6 protein-coding genes are annotated in these 13,903 nt (G+C 46.2%); all 6 read left to right on the top strand.

Annotation, left to right across the window (positions count from 1 at the left end):
- The first annotated feature begins 69 nt into the window (after positions 1-69).
- The 6 genes from ldtD to GOL65_RS05370 all read left to right on the top strand — a co-directional run bounded on the left by ldtD (position 70) and on the right by GOL65_RS05370 (position 13,839).
- The gene (gene ldtD / locus GOL65_RS05395) at positions 70-1,845 is read left to right on the top strand and encodes a L,D-transpeptidase (RefSeq protein WP_140919201.1); all 1,776 of its coding nucleotides are present in this window, start codon (positions 70-72) and stop codon (positions 1,843-1,845) included.
- A gap of 266 nt (positions 1,846-2,111) precedes the next feature.
- On the top strand, positions 2,112-2,684 hold the full coding sequence (locus tag GOL65_RS05390; protein ID WP_140919200.1) for a YcbK family protein: 573 nt from the start codon (positions 2,112-2,114) through the stop codon (positions 2,682-2,684).
- A 143-nt stretch (positions 2,685-2,827) separates the two neighbouring features.
- Complete coding sequence (locus GOL65_RS05385) at positions 2,828-3,466, top strand: MBL fold metallo-hydrolase (RefSeq protein ID WP_140919199.1); 639 nt, start codon at positions 2,828-2,830, stop codon at positions 3,464-3,466.
- A 240-nt stretch (positions 3,467-3,706) separates the two neighbouring features.
- Positions 3,707-5,443, top strand: coding sequence for a ShlB/FhaC/HecB family hemolysin secretion/activation protein (locus tag GOL65_RS05380; RefSeq protein WP_140919198.1), 1,737 nt, complete (start codon positions 3,707-3,709; stop codon positions 5,441-5,443).
- Between the two features lie 34 nt (positions 5,444-5,477).
- Positions 5,478-13,418, top strand: a complete 7,941-nt coding sequence (locus GOL65_RS05375; RefSeq protein ID WP_407657493.1) for a hemagglutinin repeat-containing protein — start codon at positions 5,478-5,480, stop codon at positions 13,416-13,418.
- Positions 13,405-13,839 (top strand): hypothetical protein, encoded by a 435-nt coding sequence (locus GOL65_RS05370; RefSeq protein WP_140921534.1) that lies wholly within the window; start codon positions 13,405-13,407, stop codon positions 13,837-13,839. Before GOL65_RS05375 ends, GOL65_RS05370 begins: the two co-directional genes overlap by 14 nt.
- The last annotated feature ends 64 nt before the right edge of the window (positions 13,840-13,903 follow it).

The following is a 13,903-nucleotide window of genomic DNA, read 5'->3' as shown; positions in this document are numbered from 1 at the left end:
CATTTTAACGTTCAAATGGGGCATAGTGGCGATGGTCAATAATATGTTGGTAAAAGCAGGGGACAAAGGATGTTGTTGGTAAAACGAAAAATTATTAAAAGTTTAGCGGTTAAATGCACATTAACAGCGTTGATGGCATTTCCATTGGGCGGATGTGCCGCTGATGAAGACCTGAATAATCAGGCTCCAGCGACTATTTCTGCTGAAGCGCCAGCTACAACGGAAGGTGAGCAAGTAGCAGCCGAAACCACCGCAGTTGAAGTGCCTGTGCAGGATCCTGTTGTTGTTGCTCAAACGCGTGATGCATTACTTGCGGCATTACCTGCAGGCGTAACATTAAAGTTCATGCCTGAATTGAGCTCGATCTATACCACTTCAGAAATGAAATCCCTGTGGGAAGACGAAAAAGTTCAGAAACTGTTTGAACAACAACTAGCAGAAATGGCGTTGGCGGGCATACAACCTCAGTTTGGTCAGTGGGCAAAATTACTCACTCAACCAGAAATTACTGGCATTGCCAAAGATGCTGTACTGTCTGATGCTTTACTGGGCTATATGCATTTTGTTGAGGGTGTTAAAGCTAATGGCAATCGTTGGTTATACAACAAAGGCTCTTACAAAATGGCCGCGCCTTCAGTCGAAATGATCGGTCAATGGCAACAAGCGGTGAAGGATGGTAGTTCAGATAAGTTTATTCAAAGTTTAGCTCCGCAAAATACTTTTTATAGCAAAATGCATGATTCATTAAAGCCGTTAGTTGAAGATGTTCAACCATGGCCGCAAATGACACTTGCCAAGCAAAGCCTGCGTCCGGGTAACAGCCATAAAGATGTTCCTGTATTGAGAGATATCCTAACGCGCAGCGGTCTGATCAAAGGTGATGCAGAAACAACTTCTCATAATGCAACTGCAGAAGGGGAAACGTCAGCACCGAAGAAAAAAGTATCACTGGTGTACAGTGGTGAGTTGGTGGATGGCGTAAAACGTTTCCAACAAATGTATGGCATGGAAACTGATGGTGTAATTGGTAACACGACTCGTGAAGCGTTAAACATGGCTCCGCAAACCCGTGCGGCTATTTTAGCACTGAATATCCAGCGTTTACGCTTATTACCAAATTCAATGGATCACGGTATCTTCGTTAATATTCCCGATTATTCACTGGCTTATTATGTGAATAGCGAATTGATTCTGGAATCCCGGGTTATTGTTGGTTCTGTAAAACGCAAAACACCATTAATGAGTAGTGCATTAAACAACGTGGTTGTTAACCCACCATGGAACGTTCCGGTTAAATTAATTCGTGAAGATTTAGTTCCTAAAGCTAAACGCGATGCAGAATATCTGAAACGCGGCGGTTATACTGTTTATTCCGGTTGGGGCAAAGGCGCAACGGTTGTTGATCCAAGCACCATTGACTGGTCAGCGGGTGGGAATTACCGCTTACAGCAAGCTCCTGGTCGTGGTAATGCATTAGGTCGTTTCAAGTTTAACATGCCGAATGATGATGCAATTTATTTGCACGATACCCCTAACCATCGTTTATTTGACAAAAATATGAGAGCGTTAAGCTCAGGCTGTATTCGGGTTAATAAAGCATCTGAACTGGCGAATATTTTGTTAAATGAAGTGGGTTGGGATGACAATAAAATTCAAAACACTCTGAAACGCGGCAGCACAACGTATGCCAATATTCGTGAAGAGATTCCTGTGCAGCTTTATTATATGACCTCTTGGGTGTCAAATAGCGGTACGCCTGAATTCCGTACTGATATTTATGGATATGACAGTGCGGCACAGGAAGGGATTAAAGAGTTACCTCAGGTAGAAAAATTATTGCGCTAATGCAGTAATCCTTTCATTTTTGTTGTCATAACATTATCTGTTCACGGGTGCTTACATTTAAGCACCCGTAGAAACAGTCAAAGTCTGGACTGTGAAGCATTAAAAGTTATGCTACATAGAGACTTAACCTAGTATTCGTTTGTTTTTCTTCACACTTTTGCTTACTACTCAGGTAGTGTAGCAATATGGCATAAATCAGTTCATGTCAGTGGTTATCGTGTAACGAAATTATTTTGTAACCTGTTTTACTGAGTATAAATAGAATTATGGATAAAATTGATCATCACCGTCGTAAATGGCTGGCCATTAGCGGCGCAGCATTAGGCTTGGCACTTATTCCTGATGCGGCATTTGCTGCTTCCAGTACCTCAACGACAAAGAAAAGTAAGAGTGCATTACGTACCCGTACTTTATTGATTAAGAATATCAATACAAATGAAACAATTAAGTCTACTTACTTTAACGGTAAGAGCTATGATAAAACAGAGCTCTCCCGCTTAAATCATATATTCCGCGATCGACGTAACGATCAAATTACCACTATTGATCCACAGCTTTACGATAAGCTTCATTATTTACAAAAGCAGTTTGGTAATAAACAAATTGAACTTATTTGTGGCTATCGTAGCGTCGACTCCAATAATAGTATGCGTAGTCAGAAACGTGGTGTGGCAAAACATAGTTATCATACATTAGGTCAGGCTGCGGATATTCGTATTGATGGTGTATCTCTGAAAAGTTTGAGGGATGCGGCCTTACAGATGAAATCCGGTGGGGTAGGTTATTACCCATCAAGTAATTTTGTACATGTTGATACCGGACCAGTTCGAGACTGGTAATTAAGGTTGTTCCTGACATGAATTGAATAAGGCGTCTAATCAGACGCCTTATTTTATACAGGGAGCTAAACAAATCAGAAAGAAATGGTAATATGATTTATTGCTTAAAATAACAATCATATTAGCTATGAGGGAGAGCTTCTTTGAAATACAAAATTATTCCAGTCACACCTTTCCAGCAAAATTGCACATTATTGTGGTGTGAAGAAACTAAACAGGCTGTGATTGTTGATCCTGGTGGTGAGCCAGCGATATTAAGTAAGACGATTGAAGAGTTAGGCTTAAAGCTGGTTAAAGTCTTACTGACCCATGGTCATTTAGATCACGTAGGCGCAGCCAGTAAGATGGCACGACGTTACAGCGTACCAATTGTAGGCCCTCATAAAGACGATGCCTTTTTACTGGAAACGCTATTAGAACAAAGCGCCCGTTTCGGTTTAGAACACTGTACACCCTTTGTTCCGGATCGTTGGTTAGACGAAGGAGATACTGTCAAATTTGGTAATGTAGAGTTACTGGTCCGTCATACCCCAGGCCATACTCCAGGCCATGTTATTTTCTTCTCTGAATCATCCCGATTAGCTTCCGTGGGCGACGTGTTGTTTGCTGGCGGTATTGGCAGAACCGATTTTCCCCGGGGAGATTATCAGGCATTAATCTCATCAATTCGCGATAAGTTATGGCCGCTGGGCAATGATGTCCAATTTATTCCGGGCCATGGACCAATGTCTACTTTTGGTGAAGAGCGAATGACCAATCCATTCGTTGCCGACAGAACTTAGTAAATTATTGATAAATTCTCTGGTGGTGAATCTATTTCCAGAGAATTTATCGAGAGAACATTAGCTCATTTCTTGCCGTTCCTACCCATAATAAACAAGGATGATAACTGGTATTTTTGACAGGTATTAAATAAACCAGATTCGCCTTATAATTCTTCAAAATCAGTTCTTAATATTTTCTAAAAATAATATAACCAATTGATAATAATAATTAATTTATATTTTCGCCATGGATAAGGTATGACCTTTATATTGAAACGCGTGTGGAATGATACTGTAGATTTATTTTTATCTACATTTTTGATTGTCACTAAATTTATTATTTTATTATTTACTATATTTACTGCTGTCGTTTATTTCTCATCGGCCTGGGCTGCACCATTAAATCCAGCCGACAGGGGGGATATTGAACAACAACAGCGCGATATCTTGTTGCAAAACCAGCAACAACGGGAAGAATTAGAGCGCAATATTGAATTGCAGACTCCTTCTCAGCCTTCCACACCGGAAGTATCCGGGCCGTGTTTTTCTATTAATCACATCAATATAGAGCAGGCAACCCGACTCTCTGAAAACGATAAAAACCAGCTAATTCAGCCCTATGTTAACCAGTGCATGGGTATTTCTCAGATATCCAGATTAGTTGAAGTGGTTTCCGAGTGGTATATCAGCCGTGGCTACATTACCAGCAGGGCTTTTTTAACCGAGCAGGACCTTTCTTCAGGCACGCTGAATATCTGGGTACTGGAAGGAAAACTGGAAAAAGTGCTGCTGGAAGGTGAGTCAACGGTGGCTCTTCGCATGGCGTTCCCAGGTCTGGAAGGAAACATTTTTAACCTGCGGGATATTGAACAGGGAATGGAGCAGATTAACCGGGTGCGTACCGTACCGGTTCAGATAGAGATTCTGCCAGGAAGTGAGCAGGGATTATCGGTGGTGAGCCTGACTGCTCAGCCTGAATTCCCCCTGAGTTTTACGCTGGGTTTTGATAACAGCGGACAAAAAAGTACCGGTACCGGGCAAATGAACAGTTCAATTACTGGCAATAACCTGCTGGGAATAGCCGATAAGTGGTTCGTTAACGGTGCTAAAAGCAGCGATTTATCCAACAGCCATGATGCCCAAAGCTTACAGGCCAGCCTCAGCGTCCCTTATGGCTACGCGCTGTTTGATTACAGCTACTCCTGGAGTGACTACCTGAGCAGTATCGATAACCGGGGCTACTACTGGCAGTCACGGGGCGATACCCAGACCCACCGCCTGAACAGCAGTTGGACGCTATATCGCGACGGAGATATTAAAACGGGGCTTTCCTTAGGGATAACCCATCGCATTAGCCGTAACTATCTTAATGATGTGCTGTTGCAAAGCAGCAGCCGCAAGCTCTCCAGCGTTACTTTAGGTATTAACCACGGTCAAAAATTATGGGGTGGTTTTGCCACGCTTAATCCGGCATACAGTCAGGGCGTGCCATGGTTGGGGGCGGAAGATGATGATGGAAAACCTTCCGGCGCACCTAAAGCGGAATTCTCCAAATGGAGCCTGTCCGGCAGTTACTACTTTCCAATAACCGAACGGGTAACCTGGTTAAGCAGCGTATACGGTCAGTGGACTTCTGACCGGCTGTATGGCAGCGAACGCCTGACCATTGGTGGGGAAAGCTCGGTAAGAGGCTTTAAAGAGCAATATCTGGCGGGTGACAGCGGCGGCTACCTGCGCAATGAACTGAATACCTATCTGTTTACCATGCCGGTGATGGGGCAGGTGAGCCTGGTGACTGCGGTGGATGGTGGCTACCTGCATCACGACAGCCTGGATAAATACGCTTCCGGCACGCTCTGGGGTGCGGCGGTTGGATTGTCTACGGCTCACCGTCATGTTTCCAGCAGCTTTACGGTTTCCAAACCACTGAAATATCCGGACTGGCTCGATGCTGACCGGTACTCCGTCTATTACCGCATTGGACTTATGTTCTGATTAAACACACGGGATAATAATAATGAAAAACAACATGGATGTACTACCCGTTTCAACCCGCCGTCGTGTACTGAGCTATTTAATCAGTGCGCTACTGTGTATTCAGCCGGTTGCGCCAGCACTGGCTGCCGGTATTGATGTGGCATCGGGCAATACCCATACCGAAAATGCAGCAAACGGTGTGCCGGTGGTGAATATTGCCACGCCAAACGGCGCGGGCGTATCCCATAACCAGTACCAGAACTTTAACGTCGGTAAAGAGGGGCTGATTTTAAACAATGCCACAGGAGCATTAAATCAGACTCAACTGGGTGGACTGATTCAGAATAACCCCAACCTGAAAGCCGGGCAGGAAGCGAACGCCATTATCAATGAAGTGGTGGGCGCAAATCGTTCACAGCTTCAGGGCTATACCGAAGTGGCGGGTAAACAGGCTAATGTGATGGTGGCTAACCCGTACGGTATCACCTGTAGCGGCTGTGGGTTTATCAATACGCCAAACGTGACATTAACCACCGGTAAACCGGTGCTGGATGCACAGGGGAATGTGCAGGCACTGGAAGTCAGTAAAGGTACGATTACCATTGAAGGACAGGGGCTGGATGCCAGCAACAGCAGTTCACTGGCGATTATCTCCCGTGCTACAGAAGTCAATGCGGCGGTATATGCAAAAGATTTAAGCGTTATCAGCGGCAGTAACCGGGTGGGTAGTGATGGCAGTATTACCCCCATTGCCGGAGAGGGTGCCGCACCGAGGGTGGCGATTGATACAGGTGCGTTAGGCGGAATGTACGCCAACCGTATCCATATGGTGTCCAGCGAAAAGGGCGTCGGGGTTAACCTGGGTAATCTGAATGCCCGGCAGGGCGATATCCAACTGGACGCTAACGGTAAACTGACGCTGAATAATACCCTGTCTCAGGGTAACCTGACGGTGCAGGCCGATGAGCTGGCACTACAGGGGAATCATAAAGCCGGTGGTGATATCCGCTTAACCAGTCGTGGTCAGACTGAAATTAAGCAGGGGGCGGTATCATCAGCAGGTAATGTCATGCTCAACAGTCAGGGGCAGATAACCGTTGGCAACGGCACCGTTGCTGCTGGTAATAACGTTAGCCTGAATACTCAACAGAGCCTGCAACTGAACAGCGCCACTGTGGCGGCGGGAGTTAATGCGGAAGGTGCGGTTGGTAGTCAGGGGACGGCACAGCTGGATGCACAGTATCAGTTATGGAACAACAGCCAGATTTCTGCCGGTCAGGTGAAAGCGAAAGGTCAGCAGTCGATACAGCAGGATGCTGCTTCCCGCATTACAGGGCTGACGAATGTCAGTCTTGAGGGCGGACATCTGGCGCTGGATGGTAACGTCAGCGCCGGACAGAATATTGCGTTAAGTGGAACACGCCTGCAAACCGGCGCTCAGTCAAAAATTCAGGCTCAGCAAAATCTGAATGTGGCAACCACTGAGCGCGTTGATAGTCTGGGTGAGATGAGTTCCGGTAACTCCCTGTCATTATCTACAGGAGAATGGATAAATCAGGGGCTGTTTGCCACCAACGGCAACAGCACTATTAACACCACCTCACTGAATAATCAGGGAAAAATACAGACTCAGGGCTTACAAAATATTACTGCCGGAACAGTAAATAACAGCGGCATCATGCTGTCCGGTGGTCAGACAATACTGACGGCGGATAATATCACGCTGTCCGGTAGTCTTGGTTCACAGCAGGGGCTAAACCTGACTGCACGTCAGTGGCTGAAGGTAGAGCCATCAGGGCTGTTGCTCAGCGATGGCAGTATGACCCTTCAGTCAGCCCAGGTGGACCTGGCGGGTTCAGCTAAAGCGCAACAGGATATCCGGCTGAATACCACTACGCTGAACACTTTTGGTGGAAGCCAGTTGCTAAGCGATGCTCATATTGCAGTAATAGCTTCTGCCAGCACCTTAGCCGGGCTGATTTCTGCTGGCGGTACCTTCTCTCTGGATTCTCCGTTATTAACGGCACTGGACACGGCCCATATTCAGGCGCGGCAGGGTATGGTCCTGAACGCCAGTCAAAGTGCTTTGTTACAAGGGACACTGGCTTCCGGTGGCGGTCTGACCTTAACCAGCGCGGATATTAATCAGCAGGGCATTATGCAATCTGATGCTGCGCTGACACTCTACGGCACTACCATTAACCAACAGGGCACGTTGCAGGGGCAGAATGTCAGCGTTAATGCGCAAACGCTGACCAACAGTGGCACGGTACTGGCGCTAAACCAACTGGATATTAACACCCAACTGACTGATAACCAGAGCAGCGGCAGGCTGTTCAGCGGCGGTAATCTGACATTAATTAGCGATGTATTAAATCACTCAGGCCAGATACTGGCATTAACGGATATCTCTGTTCGACTTAATCAGGATTTTACCCACAATAGCACCATCGCGGCAGGCAACTCACTTTCTCTCAGCACCGCAGGTGCACTGACTCAAAACGGCACCTTACAGGGGCAGAGTGTCAGCCTGACCAGCGGAGGTAAACTGACCAGTCAGGGCAAAATTGCAGCAGGCAGTGGCACTCTCAGCCTGAATGCTGCTGATATTGAACTGGATGATAACAGCAATCTTCAGTCCGGCGGCAATATTGAGATAACCAGTCAGAATTCTATTACTCACAGCGGTTTTACCGGCGCAGCCGGGGATTTACGCCTGAGTGCTGTTAATGACATCACCAATAGTTCTCTGCTGTATGCGGCAGGGGATATGCAACTGTTTGCTGACAAAATCAGTAATCTGAAGGGTGACATTCTGGCGGGTAACAGTCTGTGGATGCAGAAGGATACGGCAGGGAATGCTAACAGTCTGGTGCTGAACAGTTCGGGGACGATAGAGACGATTGATGGTGATATTACGATCGATACTACAGTATTTAAGAATAGCTATTTAGATTTTCAGGTAGATAGAGTGAGTACGCCAGCCGTAGGGGGAAGTGAAGGTTTAATTCTGCCTCCTGGAATGCCTGAAAATCATGTTACCTTTGTTGTTGATGATGGTATTGAATATCTTTGGATCATGAAATCAGATCTATCAAAAGAAATATTTGAGTATCGTTACCAGATTGGTGATAGAGAGACAATCACCGTTAATACGGTTGGAAATGCGGGACGGATTGTCAGTGGCCGTGATTTAAATATTCTTGCTACTTCATTAGAGAATCAGGCCAGCGTTATGCTGGCTGGGCGTGACATTACCTTAATAGGTAGTAATCTGAATAATCAGAGTTATCAAGCTGGAACGTCTGTTTTAGAGAAGATATATACGCGTGATTTTGCTGAATATATGTCTTTTGTTTATGTTCATCGTTTAAGAGATATAAAATACAGTACTCCGACAGGCCCTTTATATCAGGCCGTTATTCAGGCAGGAGGTGATATTTATGCTTATTTTGATGAAGACATCAGTAATACGACTACGGTAGCTAATGCAGGTGATGTTAATCATACGCTGGATATACCAACACTGGACGATTTCCACAGCCTCTCATTACCCAATGGCCTTAATGGCCTGTTTATCACCAGTCAGGACCCCAACAGCCCTTACCTGATCACCACCAACCCGAAATTGGATGGACTAGGGGGCCTGGACAACAGCCTGTTTAACGATTTATACGGAATGCTCGGCATGCATCCGGGTTCTGCGCCATATGAAACCGACAGCCGCTTTACCGATAAAAATAAGTTTATTGGTTCTGCTTATTTCCTTGATCGTCTGAACCTGAATCCGGATTACGATTACCGTTTCCTCGGTGACGCTGCTTTTGATACCCGCTATATCAGCGATGCGATGTTAAAGCAGACCGGTAGTCGTTATATCAATGGCGTTGGTTCTGATTTGTCACAAATGCAGTATCTGATTGATAACGCAGCGCAAGCCTATGGTTCACTGGGATTAACCTTTGGCGTCAGCCTGACCGCAGAACAAATAGCCCGACTGGATAAGAGCATCGTCTGGTGGGAACCGGTGACCATTCAGGGACAAACGGTTCTGGCACCAAAACTGTATCTGGCTAAAAACGATGTTACTGCGGTTTCTGGTAGCGTGATTAAAGGTGGGCATGTTGAGCTGGAGGCCGGTCGCGTAATCAACAGCAATGGCAGCATACTGGCCGATAACTCCCTGTTTATTGATAGCTGGAGCACTATCGATAATATCAATGCCGGGCAGATAAAAGCCGGTGGTTATCTGTCAATGTTTGCGATGGACGATATTAATAATATTGGCTCCACCATTCGTGGTCAGCAGGTGACGTTGGAGAGCCTGGACGGCAGCATCATTAACCGCACCGAAACACAGCAGTGGTCAGTTTCTGGTAATGCAGGCGGCTTCGGTCTGAACTCAAAAAATCAAACGTTAGCCTTCTCACAAACCGATGTGGGCGATATTGCTTCCATTCAGTCCGAAGGTTCGTTGAGCCTGAATGCCGGGAAGAATATTGAGCTGACGGCATCTGAAGTTTCCACAGAAAAAGGGCCACTGACGCTGAGTGCCGGGCAGGATATTAATATTCTTACCGCTCAGCAGAGCCAGTCTGTTCAGGTGGGCAAGAATAAAACCGAAGCGCAGGGGGTATTAAGTAGTTCACTGGTGAGCGGCGGTAGTTTGAATATGGCCGCAGGTCGTGACATCAATGCTCAGGCCGCAGAAATTACCGCTGAGGATTCCGTGTCACTGGCTGCCGGTCGTGACGTTAACCTGACCACGGCTGAAAGCCGTGAATATCAGGAGACTCACGGTAAACGTAAGCAGGAAATAACCGAATCTGTTCGTCAGCAGGGTACCGAGATTATCAGTGGTAAACACGTTCAGATTATTGCGGGTCAGGATATTAATGCTCAGGCCGCATCGGTGACGGCAAAAGAAGATATTTATGCTAATGCTGGTCGAGATATCAATATCATCACGGCAACAGAAAGTGATTATCGTTTCTTTGAAGAAACTAAAAAGAAATCGGGTTTCATGTCGAAAACCGTTACCCATAAAGTGGAGCAGGATTACGCTACCTATGAAAAGGGTTCGCTGTTAAGTGGTGATAATGTGACGCTGTCAGCCGGTAATGACCTGAATATTACTGGTTCGTCAATCATTGGTGATGGTGACCTGAAGCTAAAAGCCGGTAATAACGTCAATATTTTAGCGGCAGTTGAAGAACAATCCACTTATCGGTTGAATGAGAAGAAAAAGAGCGGTGTATTTAGCGGTGGAGGTCTTGGTTTTACCATTGGTACAACCAGCTCGCGCCACCAGATTGATGATGCCAGCACCACTCAAAGCCAAAGCGCCAGCATGATTGGTTCGACCGGTGGTAGTGTGAGTATTCTTGCTGGTGGGCAGGCCCATATTGGTGGCTCTGATGTTATCGCTTCAAAAGATATCAATATTATTGCTGATAATGTGCTGATCGATCCGGGGCATGACCTGCGTCAGCGTGATGAAAAGTATGAGCAGAAAACACAGGGGCTTAGTCTGGCACTTTCAGGAGTGGTGGGAGGAGCGATTAACTCTGGCTTTACCGCCGCTCAGCAGGCCAAAGATGAAAGTGACGATCGTCTGGCTGCCCTTAATGGTGTGAAGTCTGCGCTATATGGCGTACAGGCTGTACAGGGTGCAGTGCTGGATAACCTGAAAGATGTTAAAGATAAATCTGATAATCTGATTGGTATCAGCGCGTCTATAGGTTCTCAGAAATCCTCTTCGCAGCAACATCTGGATCAGAATACGATTAAAGGTTCTGCATTGAATGCCGGTAATAACCTGAACATTATCGCTTATGGTAAAGGGGATAGTGCTGCCAGTGGTGATATCGTGATTGGTGGTAGTCAGCTTAAGGCTGGTGGAGATACTACTCTGAGCGCAGAGCGCGATATATTGCTGACGGGAGCGGCCAATACTCAGAAAACCACTGGAAAGAACAGCAGTAGCGGTGGTGCTATTGGTGTTAGTGTCGGTGTTGGTACTGAAGGCAAGATGGGCGTTAGCATATTTGCTAATGCTAATAAGAGTAGCGGCCATGAAAAAGGCGATGGTACCCAGTGGGCAGAAACCACCATTGATACCGGTAATCAACTGACTATCAACAGTCAGCGTGATACGGCGTTAATTGGTGCGCTGGTTAGCGGTGAGCAGATCACGATGAATGTAGGTCGTGACTTGTGGCTGCAAAGCCAGCAGGACAGCGATAATTACGATGCGAAGCAGCAGAGTGTTAGTGGTGGAATTAGTATTCCTATTTGGGGATCTAACGCGGGCGGTAACTTCAGTTATAGTCGCGATAAGATGCACAGCACTTACGATAGCGTTCAGGAACAAACCGGGATTTATGCGGGTCTTGGTGGTTTTGATATTACGGTAGGAAATCACACTCAGCTTGACGGTGCGGTGATCAGCAGTATTGCCAGTGCGGATAAAAACCAGCTTGATACCGGTACGCTGGGTTTCAGTAACATTGAGAATAAAGCTGAGTTTAAAACCGAGCATCAGGGTGTAGGGATTAGCGCCGGTGGAGACGGTGGCGGTAAATTTATCGGTAACGTCGCGGGCGGTATGATTGCTGCTGGTGGTAATGATGGTAGTACTTCCGGCACAACCCAGGCGGCGATATCGGATGGAACAATCATTATTCGGGATCGGGATAATCAGCAGCAGGATATTGCTGATTTAAGTCGTGATGTTGAGAATGCTAATGGCAGTATCAGTCCTATCTTTGATAAAGAGAAAGAGCAGAACCGGCTAAAAGAGATCCAACTGATAGGTGAGATAGGCGGTCAGATGATCGATATCGTTGCCACTCAGGGTGCGATTTACGGTGAGAAAGCGAAGAAAGATCCGGCGGCATTGGCACAGGCAGAGGCCGATCTGCGGGCGGGTGGTTTGGCGGTCACTCAGGAAGCTATAGAGAAGCAGGCATACGAGAACGGGTTACGTACATTTGGTACCGGTAGTAATGTTCAGCGAGCGACACAGGCGGCGGTGGCTGCGTTGCAGGGGCTTGCAGGTGGTGATATGTCGCTGGCGCTGGCGGGGGCGGCAGCACCTTATGTAGCGAATGTGATTAAAGACCTGACCAAAGGTAATGACGAAGCCAATATCATGGCTCATGCGGTATTGGGTGCGGTGGTGGCTCATGTTAATGGTAATTCGGCATTAGCTGGTGCAACTGGTGCAGCAATGGGCGAGTATATTGCCAAACAGCTTTACCCGGATACTGCCCGTGATATGTTAACGGAAGAGCAAAGGCAGACGATTAGTCTGTTAAGCACAGTGGCAGCAGGTTTGGCAGGCGGGGTAACCGGGGATAGTACTGCGGATGCGTTTGCGGGGGCGCAGGCAGGGAAGAATGCGGTTGAGAATAATGCGCTGGGCCGTTGTGATCCGGCGACCTGCTTTGATACTGTGGATGTTATCGGGGGTGGAGGCAGATCCACCGGTGCCAGTGGTGGCGGTGGAGGGGCTGTTGGTCTTGCAGCGATTCTCGCAGCGATTTTTGGGGATGATGAGCCACCAGTGCCAAATGTGGGTGGAAACCTGACGGATGCTGAAAAGACTGAGATGGGTGGAACGGGTTCTGGGACTCCGGGAGGTTGGGGGCCGCAGGATGAAGAGAATGCACGGAATCAAGAAAATATACAATCCGTGTTAGATGCAGCCGATAGGTTGGGTGTAGATGTTAAGAGTGTTAAAGTTCAAAATGGTGTTGCTCAGTTACGTATTAATGTAACAAGCAATATTTCTTCTAGTGATATTCAGACATTACTTAATTATGCAAAATCGCAGGGTGCTACCAGCGTAGAAGTGAATACTGGTTACATTGCTAACGAAAAGCTTATGGAGTTTTTGAGCAGAAGAAGTCAGGATGGTAAGCCTTTCCACGGTGGAACTGTTATCAGAGATACTTCAGGATTGGGAGACTTTAAAATTGTATTCAAGTGAAAAAAAAGATTTTTATAAAAACAAATTACTCTGGAAACTAGATAGAAATAAATTAGATTTCTCTAATGATCTGCTTTTTGACGAGCAAGAGGAATCTATTAAAAATTATTTGTTGCAATATACAGCCATAGACACCCCCCCAGCTATTGTGTTTTGGAGCAATAAGGATCTGTGGACTTTTATAAGTGGGGAGGAAGTGGTTAGTAAGCACAGTGGTACGCTTCACCGTATTTATCTTGATGATATTAAGAAAAGAATAAAAGTACCCCCTTTAGTTAAGCAAGGAGAAGAGTCGAAGATGACTTTCAATTTTATTCTTCTTGGCAATGACGATGTAAGAGTTTGGGCTCCTGAGGGGAAAACAATTTTTGCTTTGATGAATATATTACAAATGTTTCCTTTGCTTGATGAGAAACGTTGAGTAATAAATGAATATATTCTCGGCCTGATGGCCGAGAATAGGATAAATAATCAGTCAGTAATAT

The sequence above is a fragment of the Limnobaculum xujianqingii genome (assembly GCF_013394855.1).
GTDB lineage: Bacteria > Pseudomonadota > Gammaproteobacteria > Enterobacterales > Enterobacteriaceae > Limnobaculum > Limnobaculum xujianqingii.
Note: the sequence above shows the minus strand (reverse complement) of the source record. Positions and strands in the feature narration are given on the sequence as shown.